Origin of the sequence: Mesorhizobium sp. M1050, assembly GCF_040318715.1 — a bacterium.
Classification (GTDB): Bacteria; Pseudomonadota; Alphaproteobacteria; order Rhizobiales; family Rhizobiaceae; genus Mesorhizobium.
In genome coordinates, this window is sequence record NZ_JAMYMV010000003.1 from 180,010 (window position 1) to 199,833 (window position 19,824).

The window sequence follows — 19,824 nt, forward strand, 5'->3', positions numbered from 1 at the left end:
ATGCCTGCTTTCCGTAGGCCATCTTGCCAGTGCTCCACGTCGTCCTGACGGCGATATGGAGAGCCCCGCTTGTAATCACTTAGAGTGAAACCAGGCTTGCGCTCAAGGCACCTGCCCCAAGCCAATATTGCCTCGTCAATGCGTCCGAGCTGTCCCAAACAGGCAGCCAGATTTGCGAACCCACGATCATAGTTGTCATTGTCCCAACGGCGGAACGAATCCAGCGAAGCCTCGTATTCACCGAGCAGATAGTAACCTCCAGCTTCGACAGAAAACCAAGCCTACAGCATTTCCCTGGGATCTGAGTTAATATTGCGGATGAGGGACCCGATTTCCGCCTTGGGAGGGCTGTGTGGACATTGCCGCTTGGTTGCGAGGCCTCGGCCTCCAGCAATACGAGCAGGCATTTCGCGACAACGCGATCGACGCGGAAGTCCTGCCGGAGCTGACTGATGCCGACCTCGAGAAGCTCGGCATGCTTCTCGGTCATCGCAAAAGATTCCGCAAAGCGGTTGTGGGGTTGGGGCGGTCGTCAAGCCAACCCGACGCGAGCACCGATGACATCGCGGCTCAGAGCCGCACCCGGGACCTAAGCGCGGAGCGTCGACAGCTGACCGTCATGTTCGTGGATCTCGTCGGCTCGACGGCTCTGGCGACGCGTCTGGATCCCGAGGACCTGCGTGAGACCATCGGAGCGTATCACCGCTGCGTCGCCGATACGGTCGCCCACTTCGGCGGCTTTGTCGCCAAGTATATGGGCGACGGAGTCTTGGTGTATTTCGGCTACCCGCAGGCGCACGAGAACGCCGCCGAGCAGGCGGTGCGCGCTGGCCTTGCTCTCGTTGATGCCGTCAGGCGACTCCCAGAGCCCGAGCCATTGCGGGTTCGTATCGGCATCGGCACCGGACAGGTCGTGGTTGGCGATCTGGTCACCGCCGGCGAAGGGCAAGAGCGCGGCGTCGTGGGCGAGACGCCGAACCTCGCCGCCCGCCTGCAAGCTCTTGCCGAACCCGACGCGGTCGTGATCGGGCCGCAAACGCGGCAGCTGGTCGGCGATCTTTTCGAATATCGCGATCTTGGCGCCGTCGAGGTGAAAGGCTTTCCGGAGCCGATCCATTCCTATCAGGTGTTTCGTGAGAGCGCTGTCGAAAGCCGGTTCGAGGCGCTGCATGGGACGGCGCCCACGCCGCTGGTCGGGCGTGATGAGGAGGTCGACCTGCTGCAGCGCCACTGGCATCGCGCGAAAAGTGGTGAAGGTCGTGTGGTGCTGCTCTCAGGTGAGCCCGGCATCGGAAAGTCGCGCCTCACCGTCGCCTTGCAGGAGCGGATCCAGAATGAGCCACACACCCGCTTGCGCTATTTCTGTTCGCCGCACCTTCAAGACAGCGCGCTCCACCCGACCATTGCGCAGCTAGAACGCGCCGCCGGGTTGGAGCGCAACGACCCGCCTGAGAGGAAGCTGGATAAGGTTGCGGCCCTGCTTGCCCCGACCTCGCCGGAGGACGTGGCGCTGCTGGCCGAGCTGCTGTCGTTGCCGACCGAAGGTCGCTTCCCGCCTCTCCAACTGACGCCCCAGCGTAAGAAAGAGAAAACCTTTGAGGCGCTGCTCCGGCAGCTCGAAGACCTGACGCGGCAAGGCCCGGTGCTGATGCTTTACGAGGACGTGCACTGGATTGATCCTAGCTCACGCGAGCTGCTCGACCTTCTCATCGAGCGCATGTCGCGGCTGCCGGTGCTGCTGGTCGTCACCTTTCGCCCGGAATTTCAAGCGCCATGGACCGGGCAGGCACATGTCAGACTGCTTGCCCTCAGCCGGCTGGACCGTCGCGACGGCGCCGCGCTGGTCCAACGGGTCGTCGGCAATGGAGAGCTGCCGAGCGATGTTGTCGCCGAGATCATTGAACGCACGGATGGGGTGCCACTGTTCGTCGAGGAGCTAACCAAGGCGGTGTTGGAGAGCGGCAACGCCAGGACAGTGCTCTCAAGAGCTGCTGCGACGGCGTTGAACGTCCCCGCCACACTGCATGCCTCATTGATGGCGCGGCTCGATCGCCTCGGCTCAACCGTTAAGGAGGTCGCACAGGTCGGCGCGGTTCTCGGTCGGGAGTTCTCCTACGAATTGCTGGCAGCGGTCGCACAGCGGAACGCGGTTGAGCTCGATGGCGCTCTCGATCAGCTCGTCGGTGCCGGTCTGGTGTTCTGCCGCGGGACGCCGCCACTGGCCACTTACCTCTTCAAGCATGCGCTCGTTCAGGACGCAGCGTATGGCACGCTGCTGCGCGGTAAGCGTCAGGAGCTACATAAGCGTGTCGCAGACGTGTTGGAGGAAAAGTGGACCGAAATCACTGAAGCGCAACCCGAGCTCCTCGCGCACCACCTTCAAGAAGCTGGGGATTGGGCGGGCGCGCTCGATCACTGGGAAAAGGCGGGAAGGGCCGCCGTGGCCAGAGCTGCCACCCGGGAAGCCGTGTCGCACTTTGCCAGCGCTATTGATTGCAGCACGAGACTTGGCGATATGTCCAGCGGCGCCGAACGGATGACACATCTCCACCTTGCGATGGCCAATGCCTTGATGCAGGCTGAAGGGTATCGTTCTGCGCGCCTTGGGAAGACGCTTGAGGATGCACGACTTGCCGCCGCGAACACCGCATCGGTCCAATTGCAATGTGACGTTGCGCTTTCACTCGCTCCATTTTTTTATGCCACCGGGCGCAATCACGATTACCTGACCCTGGCCGAAGAGCAGCTCGCAAACGGTGCCGATCTCCTTCCAACGGCCTATCTGAGTGGTCTTTGGACAACAAAGGGGATCGCTCATTCCAACCGGGGAGAAGAGCCGCTGGCAGTGGAGGCCTTGCGCAAGGCCCTAGATCTGATTGATCGGGTTGACCCAAGTCGTCGCATTTCGTTCGCCGGTGCAGATCAACGTGTATCTGCCCAGGCATATTTTAGCGAATCGCTGATCATATTGGGTTTCTTTGATGCTGCAGTTGAAGAGAAAGAGCGCCTGATGCAAAATTTTGACCAGCTCGATAAGCCCTTCGACCTCGCGTGGCATCTTCTCGTGCAGTGCCAATTGTGCGCGCTACTCGGCCAATACGAAGAATTACTCGATAACGCTACGAAGATCGTCGAGATTTGCGAACGGCATGGCTACACGGCGCGTCGAAGCAGTGGCCTCAGGTGGCGTGGCCATGCCCGCTCGCATCTAGGTGACATGGATGCCGGCATCGATGACGTCCGGGAGAGTGTGGTTCTTTGGCGTGGGCAGGGCGTCGTATTTCATACCCCTGAGAAAACATGCGAACTTTGTGGTCTTCTCCTGCGGGCCGGTCGCATCGAAGACGCATCGCAAATGCTTGATGATGTCGATACCCTCGTTTTCGATACGGACGAAGCGAGCTACCTGGCAGAATGCATTCGCCTTCGTGGCCAAATCGCCGCGGGCAGAGATGACCTGACAGGTGCCGCGCACCTATTCGAAACAGCAATTGCCACCGCCCGTCGGCAGCAAGCGAGACTCTTCGAGCTTCGCGCCGTAACCCAGCTGGCACCAGTTCTGGCACGTCAAGGTCGTGTCCATGAGGCCGCGACGCGTCTGCAAGCGGTGGTCCACACATTTAACACTAGGTACCCAATCGTCGACCTCATCGCGGCACAAAGGGCGCTGGACGTCCTTTGCCATTGAGGTCGCACAATCTGCGGCGGTTCCGACAACGTAGTTTACGTCGATTTGATGCACGCTTGCTGGAAAAGGAGGCCGGCATGGATGGGCAAGCCGCCGAAGCTGAAAAGTTCTTGGAGGATGAAACGCCCGCCGCCGCCATCATGGACATCAGGTTGTTTCGCAGCCGCGAAAAACATTGACGGCCCGCAACGTCATAGCCCGCTAGGTTTAAGATCCGTATGTTGTGATCCATGAGATCTGATTCCCTTGCGGTAGTCCCGCCAGCCCAGAATGAGGCGGACTACCTTAACTTCATGGGTCCAATGACTGAGTACCCGCGCCTTGCCTACGGCACGAAAGTCGTCCGCAAGGCAGGCGACCGGCTGGCAAAACCTATTCAGTTCGGACAAGACATCACTGTCGGCCAGTACGTGGACACACTCGAAATCTTCTCAATCGCCAATAGCTGGCGCGACTCGCACTTTCTGCCGATGCGGAGCGTTCGGTTCTCTGTCGGTCACCACATGAGGGCCCTGCGACTGAAGGGCGACATGGCATCCCGCCCGAAGCGTATCGCATCCATTCGTCGGAAGCTTCGCGAGTCCACCACCAATTTGGACACCATGAACGACATCGGCGGTTGCCGAGCGATCATGGCCGACATCAAAGGTGTTCGCTCGCTTCTCGCATCGATGCGAGACAAGTTCCCCCATGATATCCACTCTCGGGAATTCAACTATATCGATGAGCCGAAGCCGGACGGCTATCGAAGTCACCACATTGTTTTCAAGTACCGACCCAGAGATGCCGACACTGAGGCTTTCGAGGGACGACGCATCGAATTGCAAGTTCGGACCAGACTTCAGCACTCATGGGCAACTGCAGTTGAGGCTGTCGGGCTGTTCCGGGGCCAAGATCTGAAGCACGGAAAGGGCGATCAGGACTGGCTACGCCTTTTCGAGCTTATGTCGGCGGAATTCGCGCACGTTGAGCAGTGCCCCGTCCATATCGGTGTTCCGGATCACAATGACCGGGTGCGGGAATTGCGGGATATCAATAAGCGTATAGGTGCGACCAGCATACTAGAAGGCATCAAGAATCTTACCCATTATTCAGAAAACTTTGTACAGCCAACGGAAAAATCTCGATACTATTTGCTCCAATATGGCAAAGATCATAGCGTGACCACCCAACCATTCTGGACGCTTATGCTAGGTGCGCGGACATTGGAAGAGATAGAGCTAAAAATCGAGCTAAGGAGCAATGGTGAAAAGGCTGTCTTGGTCGAGGTAGAGAAGGTCGAAAAGCTTGGTGAAATGTATCCGAATTACTTCGGAGACGTTTCCTTATTTGTTCGCAATCTGAAATCCATCTGCACGGGAATTCGGTTATCTAATACAGTATAGTCTATCGAGCTGGCGAAAACTCGTTGGCCTCGAAAACATGGTGATGCACGCGGCCGGTGAACATCTTGAGCAGCTCTCCGGTCACGTTGCGGCTCTGAAATCTGACATCGGATTGAAGCGCCCGGCTGCAGGTGTCCATGTCGGGATAGCGAATGGCAAGCGCCATGGCATAGACGGGAGCGCCGTCGTCCCGCGCGGTGCCGTCCAGGACGCGCACCTCTTCCGCCCCAGGAAATTGCGTCCACAGCGGCACCAGCCTTTCCCTGACGAAGCGCCGGAATTCGCTCTCGCGTCCGGGGTGGATTTCGCCTTCGAACAGGGCGTACCGAATGATCATGGCGAGGCTTTCCTGATTTTCTGCGCTTGGGATGGGCGCCGGCCGGCAAGGGCAGGCGCGGCGCAATTCGTGGATTTGTGGTACGAATGCGATGCGGGCGCATCGCGTGTTACGCCCGCATCGCCTGGCTCCTATTTACCCCAGATCTTCTTGTATGCGTCGCGGTAGCCATTGCCGGGGTCGAACGCATTGGTCGGGCCGCCGTCAAACTCGACATTGTCGGCCGTCACGACATGCAGCGGCGACAGATAGCCCGACCATTTTTCGCCAGCGATGGCGCGGTTCAATTCGTCGACCAACTGCCAGCCCTGCAAGTTGAGCGGTTCGGCGACCGTCACCTTCTGGAACTGGCTGGCGCGAATGCGCTGATAGGCCGACTCCGAACCATCGCCGGCGGCGACATTGATCGGCGCGTCGGTTCCGGCTTTGCCGGCGGCGGCTAGCGAGGGTCCCATGAAGTCGAAATAAAGGTCGTTGATCGCCAACGAATGCGTCCAGGCATCGCCGTATTTCTGCAGCAGCGAGGTGGTCAGCTGCGGCATGCGCTGAGAGGTCTCGGCGATCGGCGTGTCGACATATTCGAGCACCTTGCCGCCCAACCGCTCGATCTCCGCCTTCATCTTGTCGGCTTTGGCGATGGCGATGGCGTAGGTCGAATCGGTGAAGATAACCACGCCAGGCTTGCCCTTGGCATCGGCGTAGGCCCAGTCGGCCGCGGCCGTGGAGACTTGCATGGCATCCGTCGACACGTTGGCGAACACGCCGCTTTTCTCGTCGGGCCCGATCACCGGTCCGGCATGCCAGGAGACCAACGGGATACCTGCGGCCTTGGCTTGTTCCAGCGCCGGCGCCTGCTCGACCGCGTCAAAACCGTTGATGACGATGCCATTCGGCTTCAACGCCATGGCCTGGCCGAAGGCAGCGGTGCGGCCGCCGATCGAGCCGGCGCCGTCAATCACCTTGACCTCCCAGCCGATCGCCTTGGCCGCTTCCTCGACGCCGTTGGTGACGCCCAGGATGCCGCCGTTCTTGAGGTCGCCGGCGAGCACGACGATCGTCTTGCCTTGCTGCGCCTTCGGACCGGTGGTCGGGCCATCCCAGGCAGTGACCTTCTGCGCATATTTCTGGACGACCGCCATGGCGTCGGCCATCGCGTCCGCCCGAGCATGGCCGGCCAACAGGACCGGAGCAGCGATCGCGATCGCCATCAAGGCGACGGATGATTTCAGGAATGTTCTGCGTTGCATGTTGGTACCTCCCTTGGTTTCAAGAATTGCATGGTCTTTCAAAACTCGGCTTTCGATTGGAGTTGGCGACATGTCACCGGCTGATGTCGCCCGCCACCGGACCAACGCCGGCCGGATGTGCGTTGACGTAGATGGCGTAGAGGGATGTCTGCGCGGTGATGTAGAGACGGTTGCGCTTGGGACCGCCGAAACAGACATTGGAAACGAGCTCGGGAACCAGGATACGGCCGATCAGGGTTCCGTCCGGTGCATGGACGCGCACCGAGTCGGCGCTGGAGGCCCAGATGTTGCCGTCGCGATCGACGCGAAAACCATCGAAGAGGCCTGCCCCGCATTCGGCGAAGGTATCGCCTGCACGCGCCGACCGGCCATCGGCGGCAAGGTCATAGGCCTTGATTGCGCGCGGCAGGCCGGGCGCGTGGCTGGCGCCGCTGTCCGAGACATAGAGGATCGTCTCGTCGGGCGAGAAAGCCAGGCCGTTAGGCTGCACCATATCGGTGATAACGGCCGTCACCACACCCGAAAGCTCGTCGAACCGGTAGACATGGGATCCGCCGATCTCCGCCCTGGCGATCTTCCCCTCGTAGTGGCTTTCGATGCCGTAGACCGGATCTGTGAACCAGATCGTCCCATCGGATTTGACCACCACGTCATTGGGCGAATTGAACCGCTTGCCTGCAACGGTTTCGACAAGCGTCTGCCAACTCCCGTCATGCTCGAGCCGGGAGATACGGCGCCCGCCATGCTCGCAAGCAACGACGCGGCCTTCGCGGTCGAGTGTATGGCCGTTCTGGTAGTTGCAAGGGGTTTCGAAGACACTGACCGAGCCGTCGCTTTCGTCGTAGCGCAACAACCGGTCGTTGGGGATGTCCGACCACAGCAAATGCTTTGCCGCGGGAACATAGACCGGCCCCTCGGCCCAGCGGCTGCCGGTCCACAGCCGTTCGAGCTTGGCATGCCCGATCGTCAGTTTTCGGAAGCGATCGTCCAGAATCTCGCAGTCGCTCATGCCATTATTCCCGGATGGGTTCGGCTGGTCACTTCGAGGCCTGCACTACGGTCTTGGTCCTGGCCCTGTGAGCGGCGCCGCGCTTGCGCTGGGCGTAGCCGGCAATGCCTATGGCGACGAGCAGCGTCACGCCGTTGAACAATGGCTCGACGAAGAACGAGCCGCCGAACTGCTGGATGCCGGAAATGCCGACGGCCAGGATGACGACGCCGGTCATCGTACCCCAAACATTGACACGCCCGGGCTTGATGGTTGTCGAGCCGAGAAAGGCGCCGACGAGAGCCGGCAGCAGATATTCCAGCCCGACGCTGGCTTGGCCAATGCGCAGCTTGGAGGCGAGCAGCACGCCAGTCAGCGCCGTCAGGAACCCCGACGAGATGAAGGCACCAATGACGAAGCGACGCACCGGAATGCCGTTCAGCGCCGCGGCCTTCGGATTGGCGCCGATGGCATAGACATAGCGGCCGATCGGCAGATATTCGAGGATGATCCACAGTGCCACGGCGATGCCAAGCACGTAGAGGCCGGTGATCGGCAGCCCGAACACCATCGTGCCGTTGAGCGCGTAGAAGCCGTTGGGCAACACGCCGACAACCTGCCGTCCGCCAGTGTGCCAAAGCGCCAAGGAATAGAGAACGGTGCCGGTGCCGAGCGTGGCGATGAAGGAGTCGATGCGGGCGACTTCGACCAGCAGGCCGTTGAGGAAGCCGGTCGCGGCGCCGAGAAGCAGCACGATCATCACTGCCAGCGGCCACGGAATGCCGAACATAGTCTGCAAGCTGATGGCCAGGATGTGCCACAGCACAATTCCGTAGCCGACGGTGAGGTCAATTCGGCCCGATGCCATCGGGATCATCGCCGCCAGCGACAACAGCGCGATGATCGCCTTGTCGGAGATGATCGAGCGCAGGTTAAGCAGCGTCGGGAACGTGTTCGGCAGCAGGATCGAAAACAACAGGATCAGCAACACCGTCAGGATGACCAGCCCGTAGACCGGCAGCAGCCGGACGACCTTCTGCCCCATGGACAAACCCGCCATCTCGCCGCGGGTCGGTTCGAGTGCGCTGGATTCGATCGATTGCATGAGTTCGCTCCCAGAAAGATCAGGCGGCTTCGGAAGCCGATGCCGCGGTGATCACGGCGGATGTGGTGAGGTCTTTGCCAGTGAGTTCGCGAACGATCTGCCCACGCGAAAACACCAAAGCGCGATGGCAGATGTGGGCGATCTCCTCGAAATCGGTCGACACCACGACGACGGCGAGGCCGGCTTCAAGCGCGCGTCCGATCAGCCGGTAGATCTCGGCCTTGGCGCCGACATCGACGCCGGCGGTCGGGTCTTCGGCGATCAGCAGTTTTCGGTCGGTGTGCAGCCAACGGCCGACAATCACCTTCTGCTGGTTGCCGCCTGACAGTGCCTCGATCGGCAGATTCGGGTCGTTGGGGCGCAGCCCGACCGACCCGCCAATCGCCTGCGCCAGCGCAGCCTCTTTATGAGGCGCGAGGAAGGAAAACAGGCCGCGCTTGCCGGCGCCGGGATTGAGGAAACTGTTCTCGCGGATCGACAAGGATCCAGCGATTGACTCTTCGGTCCTGTCGCGCGCGATCAGGCCGATGCCGGACGACATCGCCGCGATCGGGCTGGACAGGTCCGGCACAGCCCCGCGGATCGTCACCGTGCCGGAAAAGGCCTGGCAGCCAAACAGCGCCCGGCCAACCAGTTCCTGCCCGGCGCCGCGCAGGCCGACCAGGCCGAGCAACTCACCCTTGCGCACGTCGAAAGACACCGGGCCGGCACCGGCGCAGACCAGGTCGCGCACGGCGCAGATCGTCTCGCCGGCCCGCGTTTGAGCCTTGCTGAAAACCTGGCTGACCGGGCGGCCGACGATCATCTCGACCAGTTCGTCCGGTTTTGTGTCGGCGACCTTCTTCTCGCCCACCAGCCTGCCGTCGCGCAGCACGGCGACGCGATCGGCGATGCGGAAAATTTCATCGAGGCGATGCGAGACATAGATCATGCCGACGCCGCGCTGCTTGAGCGGACGGATGGCGTCGAACAGCCGCTCGACCTCGTCGGCGGGAAGGCTGGCGGTCGGCTCGTCGAGCACCAGCACATCGGCCTCGGTAGCCAAGGCGCGAGCGATGGCGACCAGCGATTTTTCGGTGCGCGTCAGATCCTGGACCCGCGTCGTCGGATCGAAATCGCAGCCGACGAGCTTCAGCGCCTCATGTGCCCTCTCCTCGGTCGATCGCCAGTCGATCAGGCCAGAGCGAAGCGAAAAGCCTTGGGCGAGGCCGACATTTTCTCCAACCGTCATCCATTCGATGAGACCGAGATCCTGGTGAATGAAGGCGACGGACTGGCGCTGGTTCGGGCGCGGCGGGCGATGGTGGTAGGGCTCGCCGCGAAACAGGATTTGGCCGCCATCCGGCCGGTAGATGCCGGCGAGCGTCTTGATCAGCGTCGACTTGCCGGCGCCATTCTCGCCGAGCAGCGCCAGGATCTCGCCCTTGTGCAGATCGAGCGACACGTCGGAGAGCGCGCGGGTGCCGCCGAACTCCTTGGTGATCGACTTGAACTCGATCAGTTTTTCCTCAGTCAAAAGCGTTCCTCCCGAGATCGCCAAATGATGTTATCGATAACATTTCTGAGCGTCAAGCGACAAATCTGGGCTCGCCGCTTAGCTGGTCTTGCCGTCGAGCAGGCGCATCATCTCAGCCGAATCCCTTGGCCCCAGTCCAGCCGCGCAGAGCAGGCGGTGGATCTCGACCACCTGCCCGGTCATCGGCATCGGCGTCTTGGTTTTCAGCGCGAAGGCCTGCAGCGAATCCAGATCCTTCAGCATATTGTCGATGCGGCCGGTCGGCGAAAAATCGCGGGCAGCGAATTTTGCCATGAACTCCTGCATGATGCTGGAATCAGCCCGCCCGCCCTTGAGTGCCGCGGGAATTGCCTTCGGGTCTACGCCGCCGGCTTCGGCAATCTTCACGGCTTCGGCGACAGCCTGGAACAGTACGGCGCAGAACAGCTGGTTGATCAGCTTGGTCGTCTGCCCTGCCCCACTCGGGCCCATGAGAGTGTAGTTGGTGCAGAGGTGCCGCATCACCGTGCGCGCCTGTTCGAAGTCTTCAGTCTCGCCACCCGCCATGACGGTCAGCCTGCCGGCCAGCGCGCCGGGAACGCCGCCCGAAAGCGGACAATCGAGCCATTTCATGCCGGTCTCGGCAGAGAGCTTCTTCGCCATCTCAGCGGTGTCGGCCGGGTCGATCGACGACATGTCGATCAGCAGCTTGTCGGGCGATGCCGCAGTCGCGACACCGGCATCGCCGAACACCACCGAACGCACGATATCGGCATGGTTGAGACTGAGAATGACGAAGTCGTTCGCTCGCGTTGCCTCGGCGACCGACGCGGCGGCAGCCGCACCCTTTGCAGTCAGCGCTGCAACCTTGACCTTGTCCAGATCGAACACCGTCACGGCTAGCCCAGTCTCGATCAGGCGGGTGGCGATCGCTGACCCCATGATGCCGGCGCCGACAACGGCGACTTTTGTTGGTTGCGTCATTTCAACGTGCCTCTTTCCTTCATCCTGGCAGGGTCGACCCCAAGTGCACCCAGGCCCTGCAACACTCTATCGGCAATCGTGTCGACAGGCGCGTCGATGTCCACTGTGACCACCAGCGGTTCGTCGCCTGGATGCTCCAGTGTGGCGAACTGGCTGTCGAGCAGCGCCGGTGGAAAGAAGTGGCCGCGGCGCTCGGCGAGCCTGGCTTGCAGCAGCGAGCGCGACCCCTCCAGGAATACGAAAAACAGCGACTCGCCCGCCGCATCGCGAAGCCTGTCGCGATAGGATTTCTTCAACGCGGAACAGCTGACGACTAGCCCGCGACCCTCCTCACGAGCCTGGCGCAAGGCTGCGCCGACCAGATCCAGCCAAGGCCAGCGATCGCCGTCTGCAAGCGGTATGCCCGCCGACATCTTTTCGACATTGCTGCGCGGATGCAGCGTATCGCCTTCAACGAAGGCAAGGCCAAGCCGTGCGGCGATCTCGACGCCAACTTTGGTCTTGCCGCAGCCGCTGACACCCATCACGACGATGAGCGCGGGTTCAAAGGCAGGTCGTGATGCCACCGTCGACATAGAGCGTGTGTCCATTGACAAAGGATGAGGCCGGTCCGGCCAGAAAGATCGCCGCGCCGACCAGTTCGCCGACATCGCCCCATCGGCCCGCCGGTGTGCGGTTGGTCAGCCAGGCTGAAAATTCGGGATTGTCGACCAGCGCCTGGTTGAGCGGCGTCTTGAAGTAGCCCGGCGCGATGGAATTGATCTGCAAGCCATGCTTCGCCCAATCGGCACACATGCCGCGCGTCAGGTTGCGCACAGCGCCTTTCGTGGCCGTATAGGGCGCGATGTTGGTCCGTGCCAGTTCGCTCTGCACCGAGGCGATGTTGATGATCTTGCCGCGCCGCCGCGGGATCATGTGCCGCGCCACCGCTTGTCCCACGAAGAACACGCTGGAGATGTTGGTGCGCAAGAGTTCCTCCCATTTGTCGGCGGGGAAATCCTCGAGCGGCTTTCGGAACTGCATGCCGGCATTGTTGATAAGGATATCGATGGCGCCGATCGTCGCCTCGATCTCCGCGACGCCGTTCGCCACCGCTGCATGATCGGTGACGTCGAAGACGGCGCTATGGACCTTGTGTCCCTTCGCTGTCAGTGCATCCGCAGCCGTTTTTATTTTTTCGGCGCTGCGCCCGTTGAGCACGATTTCGGCGCCGTGCTGCGCCAACCCCTCGGCCAGCGCCAGGCCGATCCCTTGCCCCGAGCCGGTGACCAGCGCCTTCATGCCGGTCAAATCAAACAACGAACTGCCCAAACGCTCCTCCTGAGCAATGTTTCCTGAAGCGGCCGCGATTTCCAACCTACCTGCCGCCAGTCCCTATTGACATGAATGTTATCGATAACATAGTCAATTGGAAAAATGCACAGGAGATGACGCCGTGACCGACATTTTGATGACAGGTCCCTATCCGGATTGGGACATGGGAGATCTTGAAGCGAAATATCGCGTCCACAAGCTTTGGCAGTCCGAGGACAAGGACGCGCTGCTCTCAAGCCACGCCGGCGCGATCCGCGCCATAGCTACGCGTGGCGAGCTTGGCGCAAGTGCTGCGCTGATGGCGAAGCTGCCGCAGCTTGAAATCGTTTCCTGCTACGGCGTGGGCACCGACGCCATCGACCTTGCCTATGCCCGGGCGAACGGCATTCGTGTCACCAATACACCTGATGTTCTAACCGAGGACGTAGCCGATATCGGCATCGGGCTGCTGCTCGCCGTGGCGCGAAAAATCCCGCAGGCCGACGCCTACGTACGCGATGGAAGCTGGCGCAAGGGCAATATGGGGCTGGTCACGCGTGTTTGTGGAAAAAGGCTGGGCATTGTCGGCATGGGCCGCGTCGGTGCGGCGGTGGCGAAGCGCGCCGCTGCATTCGACTGCACGATTTCTTATTTCGACAACCGCAAGCGCGACGATCTTCCCTATACGTTCGTCGGCGATCTGCTCGAACTGGCGAGCGATAGCGAATTTCTAATCGTAACGCTCGCCGGCGGCGAAAGCACGAAACACATGATTAATGCGTCGATCCTGGCAGCGCTCGGAGCAGACGGTATCGTCATAAACATTTCGCGCGGCAGCACGATCGACGAGACCGCGTTGCTCGCGGCCCTGGAATCCAGTGCCATAAAGGGTGCCGGGCTCGACGTGTTCTGGAACGAGCCAACCATCGACGAGCGCTTCCTGAAGCTTGCCAACGTCGTGCTGCAACCGCACCACGCCAGCGGCACGGTGGAGACCCGCAAGGCCATGGGTCAGCTCGTTCGCGACAATCTCGCGGCCCATTTCGGCGGACAGACCTTGTTGACACCGGTCGTCTGAGAAGGGATCACATCATGAAGTCGATCGTCATCCACGCCGCAAAAGACCTGCGGATCGAGGAGACCGATCCGGGCTCCGCTGGCGCCGGCCAGGTCGAGATCGCGGTCGAAGCTGGCGGCATCTGCGGCTCGGACCTGCACTACTATAACCATGGTGGCTTCGGCGCTACTCGCCTGCGCGAACCGATGATCCTCGGCCACGAGGTCGCCGGCACGGTGAGGGCCATCGACGGTGGCGTTTCCGCGCTGGCCATCGGCGACCGCGTCGCGATCTCGCCTAGCCGACCCTGCAATGCCTGTCGCTACTGCCTGCAAGGCATGCAGAACCAATGCCTCAACATGCGCTTTTATGGCAGCGCCATGCCGATGCCGCACATCCAGGGCGCCTTCCGCCAGCGCCTGGTCGCCGAGGCGTGGCAGTGCCACAGAATAGCCGACCACATCTCCATCAACGAAGCCGCGTTTGCCGAGCCCTTCGCGGTTACTCTGCATGCCATGAACCGCGCCGGCTCGCTGCTCGGCAAGCGGGTTCTGGTCACCGGCTGCGGGCCGATCGGCGCCCTTTGCATCCTCGCCGCACGAGCCCACGGTGCGCGCGAAATCGTCGCCACCGATGTCATGGAGGGCGTGCTGGCGAAGGCGCTGGAGATCGGCGCCGATCGCACCATCAACGTCGCGACAAACAGCGAAAAGCTCGCCGCCTACAATGTCGACAAGGGTAGTTTCGACATCATGTTCGAGGCCTCCGGCAATGAACGCGCGGTGCGTGCAGGGCTTGATGTCCTGAAGCCGCGCGGCGTGCTCGTGCAGCTCGGTCTCGGCGGCGATCTGTCGATCCCGCAGAACCTCATCGTCGCGAAAGAGATCGAGATGCGGGGCACTTTCCGTTTCCACGAGGAATTTGCGCTCGCCGTCGACCTGATCAATCGCCGCCGGGTGGATGTCAAACCGCTACTGACGGGCATCTATCCTCTCGACGAGGCGGTCGCGGCTTTCGACATCGCCGGTGACCGAAACAAATCCATGAAGGTTCAGATCGCGTTCTGAAGATCCTTCGGTTGCGCTGGAGGCACATCGCCTTAAATCACGTCGGCGCCAACCGCCGCCAGCGCAGCGTGTGCCACATCGAAATCCTGCTCGCCGGTTCCCGAACCGACGCCGATGCCGCCCGCAAGGCGTCCGCCGAAGCGGATCGGCAAGCCCCCAGGCAAATTGGTCACGCCGCCCTGCGAAGCGATACCGGCTGAGAGCGCCGCTTCGAACGCCATGCCGCCAGTAGCGGCGTTTATTGACGCTGCGGTGCGCGCCTTCGCCTGCGCCGTACGCATGCTGAGGAACCGCGCGCCATCCATGCGCAGGCTGGCGAGGACTTCGCCGCTCGCATCGACAACCACGAGACATTGCGGCACGCCCATCGTGACGGCGCGCGCTGCTCCGGCTGCAACGGCTTTCAAAGCACCGTCATGCGTGAGGGTGATGGTCTCGCGAAACATCGCTATTGGGCTGCCCTTCGCTGCGTTTGAATCCATGCAGGAACTCAGGTGCTTTCGCGCTCGACGACGCGATAGCCGGTGAGCACGATTTCTTGGCCGTGTCGTTTCTCGTCGCCTCGGATCACCTGGATCAATCTGCGGGCGGCCTGTTGCCCGATCCCGTAGCAGTCGACATTCACGGTGGTGATGCCGGGATGGCAAAAGGCGGCTACCTCGTAGTCGCCGAAGCCGGCAATGGCGATGTCCTGCGGGATCCGCATGCCCCGGCGCTTGCATTCCATCAGTGCGCCGAAGGCCGAAAGATCCGAAACGCAGAGTACGGCTTGCGTGTCCGGCCAACGCTCCAGCATGCTGACGACGGCCTGGCCGCCCTGCTCGATGGATATCGGCGGCACGCCAAAGGAAACGAGGCGCCCGGTCGGCAGGCCGAGCTCCTCAATGGCTCTGACAAAACCTTCGCGCCGCTGGCTGCCGCGCGTGTCGCGCGAGGTCGTGCCACCGATGTAACCGAATTTTCGGTAACCCTTCCTGGCGAGCGTCTTGACGAGAAGCCCCATCGCCTCCTCGTTGGAGAAACCAACCACTTGATCGATCGGCTTTACCGGCAACTCCCAGGTTTCGACTACTGGAATGCCGGCGCTTTTCAAAAGGCGGCGGGCGCGATCCGTGTGAGCGCCGCCGGTCAAGATGATGCCTTCCGGCCGCCGGCGGAGCATCGCTTCGATCAGCTTTTCCTCCTTCTCGACCGTATAGTCGGTGTAGCCGAGCAGAAGCTGGAGCCCCGTGCTCTCCAGTTCATCCGTAATGCCGCGCGCCGTGTCGGCGAAGTTGGAGTTGTTGAGTGACGGAACCATCGCGGCAACAAATCCAGTCTTGCGCGAGGACAGGCTGCCGGCCGACTGGTCAAGCACATAGCCGAGGTCGTTGACCGCGACCATGATCTTTTCCCGCGTCGCCTTGGAAACGCGACCGCCTTCCTTCAGGGCCCGCGAAACCGTCATGGTCGACACGCCCGCCCGCAGCGCCACGTCGACCATCGTCGGAGCGTAGCTCTCGCTCGGTTTCGATGAGGCTGCCTTGGCCATCAGCGCTCTCTACCGGCCGGCCGCACCGGCCTAACAGAGGTAAGCGCCAGACACTCAGTCACGGGGTTTGTCTGGCGTCCGGCCGCGTTCATGCACCACCTCTCAGAATCGGATCGACTTCGATATGTTATCGATATCACCGCGAGCTGGCAACAACCAGGTCGTGTCCGCCTTGGGTTTCGGTCTCTGGAGATTTCCCCGCCAATTCCAGACTGCCTTTCACGCGACTTTCAAAGCACGAAGCGTGGACATCGATCCAGAATGGCTCTGGTTTCCCACTCGCTTTAGGCACAGCTTTGCGCCACAATCTCGGCCAGACCGGCTTCGCGGCTTCCTGAAAGCAGACCTACCGGCGATGCCGCTGGAGCTCGCATCCCATGGAAACCTACCGCCCGCGCCGCTCGGTGCTCTATATCCCGGCCTCCAACGACAGGGCGCTGGCGAAGATCGCGCAGCTGTCCTGCGACGCCATCATCATCGACCTGGAGGACGCAGTCGCTCCGGCCGACAAGATCGCCGCTCGCGGGAAACTGGCCGCGATTTTCGCCGGCCATGCCGACAGGCATTGCGAGATGATCGTGCGCATCAATGCGGTGGCCAGCGAGTGGGGCGCCGACGACCTGCTGGCCGCCGCAAGCTGCGAGCCTGACGGCATTCTGCTGCCCAAGGTCGACACGCCGCGCGACCTGCTCGAGGCCGGCGATGTGCTCGACGACAACTTCGCCCCCGACAGCGTGAAACTATGGGCCATGATCGAAACGCCCAAGGCCATGCTCAACATCGGCACCATTGCCGAACTTGGCCGCGATCCCGCCGCTCGGCTGGCTTGTTTCGTTGCCGGAACGAACGATCTGGTCAAGGACACCGGCGTGCTGGCGACGCCGGACCGGCGCTACCTCGTGCCATGGCTGATGCAGATGGTGCTGGCCGCGCGGGCCGGCGGCATCGACATGATCGACGGCGTTTCCAACGATTTTCGCGATCTCGACGCTTTTGCCCGTGAATGCACGGAGTCGGCGGCCATGGGATTCGACGGCAAGAGCATCATCCATCCGGCCCAGATAGAAGCCGCGAACCGCGCCTTCGCGCCGTCTAAGGAAGCGGTGGCGGAGGCGCGCTTGATCAAAGATACCTTCGCCCTTGCCGAGAATGCCAGCAAAAGCGTGATTGCGCTGAACGGCAAGATGGTCGAGCGGCTGCACCTGGCGCAGGCCGAAAAACTGCTGGCAAAGGCGGCCGCCACCGGCGCATGATATCGGCTCTATGCTTGCGGGCTGTGGTACTCACGACAGGACTGAAAATGAAGCTCTACCGCTTTCTGACTGGCCCGGACGATGCCAGCTTCTGCCACAAGGTCACGGCCGCCCTGAACAAGGGCTGGCACCTGTTCGGCTCGCCGACCTATGCCTACGACAAGAAAGCCAAAGCGATGTGCTGCGGCCAGGCCGTGGTCAAGGATATCGACGGACAGGAATACGGGCCGGACACCAAGCTCAGCGACTGGTAGTCGGCGCTCGCATCCACAGCCACCCGGCCAGCCAGGCGATCGCTGCCGCAAGCGTCATCAAGCCCAGGTCAAGCGCCAACTCCGGCACGAACGCCCGGAGCGCGATAGGCACCGCGCCAATGATATAGAGGGCGAGTGGAATGCGCGGCACGCCTCTTGCAACGACAAGAGAGGTTACAAACGCGAGCGTCCCGAGCAGAAAAAGAACTGAACTGACGACCAGAGCCAGTCCGAGAGGACCGGCGCGCAGCTCGATGATGGTCGCCAGAGGAAGTTTCGAAAATACGAGATTGATCACCACTTCCACACCTACCAAACTTGCCAATGCAACGAAGTTGATAACGAACGCGATGGTACCGAACAGGCCCGCACGCCGGCCAAACGCAAGAAACAGGCCTACGACAAGACCAAGCGCCAATATCTCGGCGACTGGCGCGAGAAGTTGCGTCAGATCGGTGGTTGCGATGAGCGCACTGCGTTTAGCCGCGTTGACCAGAAGAATAAGCGCGCTTCCCACCCCGGCGACGGAGGCAAGCCGATAAAGCTTGGCGCTGTGCGCAGCCGCGCTCAACTGGACACTCGCGGAATTCTCCTCGTGCTGGGGTTCTTCGGCTGGCCTCTGAAGCGAAATGAGCGATTGCAGACGGCGCGGTTCGGCGGTTCTGGCGAACATGTTCGTCTCCTCATATGGGAAAACGGCAGCCGCGAAGACCGCAGGCCTGTTCCGATCCCAGTTGTAATCACTGATTACATGCTCTTGCCTGCGTTGTAAACGCTGATTACATTAATCGCGGATCGTGCTACAGACGCGTGAAGCAGCTCTACGGAACGAAGGAAAAGGGATGGCAAAAGCCAAGGCGCCTCGCCGCACCAGCTACCACCATGGCAATTTGCGGGACGCGCTGATCGATGCTGCAATTCAACTTGTCGAGGAAGGCGGCCCTTACCATGTGAGCGTGCGCGAAGCCGCAAAGCGGGCCGGCGTTTCCCCCGGCGCCCCCTTCCGGCATTTTCAATCGAAAACAGCGCTGCTGACCGCGGTAGCCGAACAGGCCATGAGCAGGCTGGCAGAGGCCGTGGCCGATGCACTTTCAGAAGTCGACAGCGCAGATCCCATCGTGGCCTTCGAAGCAATCGGACAAGGCTATCTGGAATGGGCGATCGCCAATCCCACGCATTTCCAGGTCATCAGTTCCCGAACGCTGATTGATTTCGACGGGTCGGACAGTCTTCGCGGACAGAATGAGGCCATTCGCCGGAAGATGATCGACCTGCTGACCCAAGCACAACAACAGGGTAAGCTGGCTGCGAACGCAGACTTCGATCATCTGGTTCTTGCCGCTCGTGCATTTGTCTATGGCTTGGCACGAATGGTGGTTGATGGTCATTTTTCGCAGTGGCATCCGTCCGAGCCGCCATCGCTCGCCCTGCGGAAGGCGCTGCATCTTTTCATCAGCCGGATGACCAACCTCTCTGAAGCGAAATCTTAGAAGCCTTTGCCGCCGCTGAGTTCTGGATCGACTTGAGTGGAGTGGACATTTCACGCGGCTAGGAACCAGTTACTCGGCCGCCTCTTCGATCTTCTCCATGTCGTCATCGGACAGCCCAAAATGATGGCCGATCTCGTGGATCAGCACGTGGGTGACGATGTCGCCCAGCGTTTCCTCGTTCTCGGACCAGTAGTCGAGGATGGCGCGGCGGTAGAGCGTGATGCGGTTCGGGCCTTCGCCGGTCTGCGGATTCCAGCGCTCGGCGATGCCGCGTCCTTCGAACAGGCCGAGCAGGTCGAAGGGCGTCTCCAGCGACAGATCGTCCATGATCTCGTCGGTCGGGAATTCGGCGATCTGGATGACGATCTCGCCGGTCAGCTTGCGAAAATCCTCCGGCAGATGGGCATAGGCCTCCAGCGCCAGGAACTCCATTTCGTCCATCGAGGGCGAGAGTTCGTCGTGCCAGGTGCGGGTCTTGTAGATGCGGGCCATGCTTTGTCCTTTGATCCGGGCATATAGGCTTTCGCACCGGAATCGGCAAATGAACGGGCTGATGCGCCTGCACCATCAGGTGGAGAGGAATAAATTCCCCATGACTCCGCTTGACTCTTCCGGCACCCTCTGGAATCTATAGGGAACATAACAGGAAC

The 19,824-nt window shown here is 61.3% G+C and carries 19 protein-coding genes; 7 read left to right on the plus strand and 12 right to left on the minus strand.

Translation table 11 applies throughout. The features are described from left to right. Positions 1-352 precede the first annotated feature (352 nt). Together NKH57_RS03200 and NKH57_RS03205 are read left to right on the plus strand one after the other, a co-directional pair. A complete protein-coding gene (locus tag NKH57_RS03200; protein WP_352941642.1) occupies positions 353-3,688 on the plus strand; it encodes an AAA family ATPase in 3,336 nt (1,111 codons plus the stop codon). A 302-nt stretch (positions 3,689-3,990) separates the two neighbouring features. Continuing rightward, a complete protein-coding gene (locus NKH57_RS03205) occupies positions 3,991-5,073 on the plus strand; it encodes a RelA/SpoT domain-containing protein (protein WP_352941645.1) in 1,083 nt (360 codons plus the stop codon). A 1-nt stretch (position 5,074) separates the two neighbouring features. On the opposite strand, the gene NKH57_RS03210 is transcribed toward NKH57_RS03205, so the two are convergent. From NKH57_RS03210 to NKH57_RS03245, 8 genes are all read right to left on the minus strand, one after another. After that, positions 5,075-5,410 (minus strand): hypothetical protein, encoded by a 336-nt coding sequence (locus NKH57_RS03210; protein ID WP_352941648.1) that lies wholly within the window; start codon positions 5,408-5,410, stop codon positions 5,075-5,077. A 131-nt stretch (positions 5,411-5,541) separates the two neighbouring features. Beyond that, positions 5,542-6,657 (minus strand): ABC transporter substrate-binding protein, encoded by a 1,116-nt coding sequence (locus NKH57_RS03215; protein ID WP_352941651.1) that lies wholly within the window; start codon positions 6,655-6,657, stop codon positions 5,542-5,544. A gap of 73 nt (positions 6,658-6,730) precedes the next feature. Continuing rightward, positions 6,731-7,666 (minus strand): SMP-30/gluconolactonase/LRE family protein, encoded by a 936-nt coding sequence (locus tag NKH57_RS03220; protein WP_352941654.1) that lies wholly within the window; start codon positions 7,664-7,666, stop codon positions 6,731-6,733. Positions 7,667-7,694: 28 nt separating this feature from the next. Continuing rightward, positions 7,695-8,750, minus strand: a complete 1,056-nt coding sequence (locus NKH57_RS03225) for an ABC transporter permease (RefSeq protein ID WP_352941656.1) — start codon at positions 8,748-8,750, stop codon at positions 7,695-7,697. Positions 8,751-8,769: 19 nt separating this feature from the next. Further along, complete coding sequence (locus NKH57_RS03230; protein WP_352941658.1) at positions 8,770-10,266, minus strand: sugar ABC transporter ATP-binding protein; 1,497 nt, start codon at positions 10,264-10,266, stop codon at positions 8,770-8,772. A gap of 78 nt (positions 10,267-10,344) precedes the next feature. Beyond that, positions 10,345-11,229, minus strand: coding sequence for an NAD(P)-dependent oxidoreductase (locus NKH57_RS03235; protein ID WP_352941661.1), 885 nt, complete (start codon positions 11,227-11,229; stop codon positions 10,345-10,347). Beyond that, positions 11,226-11,804, minus strand: a complete 579-nt coding sequence (locus NKH57_RS03240; protein ID WP_023763036.1) for a gluconokinase — start codon at positions 11,802-11,804, stop codon at positions 11,226-11,228. The genes NKH57_RS03235 and NKH57_RS03240 overlap by 4 nt, the downstream gene beginning before the upstream one ends. Further along, positions 11,773-12,510, minus strand: a complete 738-nt coding sequence (locus NKH57_RS03245; RefSeq protein ID WP_352941698.1) for an SDR family oxidoreductase — start codon at positions 12,508-12,510, stop codon at positions 11,773-11,775. Before NKH57_RS03245 ends, NKH57_RS03240 begins: the two co-directional genes overlap by 32 nt. A gap of 169 nt (positions 12,511-12,679) precedes the next feature. Here NKH57_RS03245 and NKH57_RS03250 point away from each other — a divergent pair, with 169 nt between their 5' ends. Beyond that, entirely contained in the window at positions 12,680-13,600 is a 921-nt protein-coding gene (locus NKH57_RS03250; RefSeq protein WP_352941700.1) for a 2-hydroxyacid dehydrogenase, read from the plus strand. A gap of 14 nt (positions 13,601-13,614) precedes the next feature. Further along, entirely contained in the window at positions 13,615-14,646 is a 1,032-nt protein-coding gene (locus NKH57_RS03255) for an L-idonate 5-dehydrogenase (RefSeq protein ID WP_352941664.1), read from the plus strand. Positions 14,647-14,678: 32 nt separating this feature from the next. Here NKH57_RS03255 and NKH57_RS03260 read toward each other — a convergent pair whose 3' ends face one another. Continuing rightward, positions 14,679-15,128, minus strand: coding sequence for a GlcG/HbpS family heme-binding protein (locus NKH57_RS03260; protein ID WP_502898137.1), 450 nt, complete (start codon positions 15,126-15,128; stop codon positions 14,679-14,681). Positions 15,129-15,136: 8 nt separating this feature from the next. Beyond that, positions 15,137-16,177, minus strand: coding sequence for a LacI family DNA-binding transcriptional regulator (locus NKH57_RS03265; protein WP_023763031.1), 1,041 nt, complete (start codon positions 16,175-16,177; stop codon positions 15,137-15,139). A 377-nt stretch (positions 16,178-16,554) separates the two neighbouring features. Between NKH57_RS03265 and NKH57_RS03270 the strand changes: the two genes are divergently transcribed. Together NKH57_RS03270 and NKH57_RS03275 are read left to right on the plus strand one after the other, a co-directional pair. Next, positions 16,555-17,430 carry an HpcH/HpaI aldolase/citrate lyase family protein gene (locus NKH57_RS03270; RefSeq protein WP_352941667.1) on the plus strand — a complete coding sequence of 292 codons (876 nt, stop codon included), beginning with the start codon at positions 16,555-16,557 and terminating at the stop codon, positions 17,428-17,430. A gap of 47 nt (positions 17,431-17,477) precedes the next feature. Then, a complete protein-coding gene (locus tag NKH57_RS03275) occupies positions 17,478-17,684 on the plus strand; it encodes a DUF1737 domain-containing protein (protein ID WP_352730713.1) in 207 nt (68 codons plus the stop codon). Here the strand turns inward: NKH57_RS03275 and NKH57_RS03280 are convergent. Further along, positions 17,671-18,357, minus strand: a complete 687-nt coding sequence (locus NKH57_RS03280; RefSeq protein ID WP_352941669.1) for a hypothetical protein — start codon at positions 18,355-18,357, stop codon at positions 17,671-17,673. The genes NKH57_RS03275 and NKH57_RS03280 overlap by 14 nt on opposite strands. Before the next feature lie 169 nt (positions 18,358-18,526). Between NKH57_RS03280 and NKH57_RS03285 the strand changes: the two genes are divergently transcribed. Continuing rightward, the gene (locus tag NKH57_RS03285) at positions 18,527-19,174 is read left to right on the plus strand and encodes a TetR/AcrR family transcriptional regulator (RefSeq protein WP_352941672.1); all 648 of its coding nucleotides are present in this window, start codon (positions 18,527-18,529) and stop codon (positions 19,172-19,174) included. Between the two features lie 69 nt (positions 19,175-19,243). Here the strand turns inward: NKH57_RS03285 and NKH57_RS03290 are convergent, their stop codons facing one another. Continuing rightward, the gene (locus NKH57_RS03290) at positions 19,244-19,666 is read right to left on the minus strand and encodes a metallopeptidase family protein (RefSeq protein ID WP_023763026.1); all 423 of its coding nucleotides are present in this window, start codon (positions 19,664-19,666) and stop codon (positions 19,244-19,246) included. Positions 19,667-19,824 lie beyond the last annotated feature (158 nt).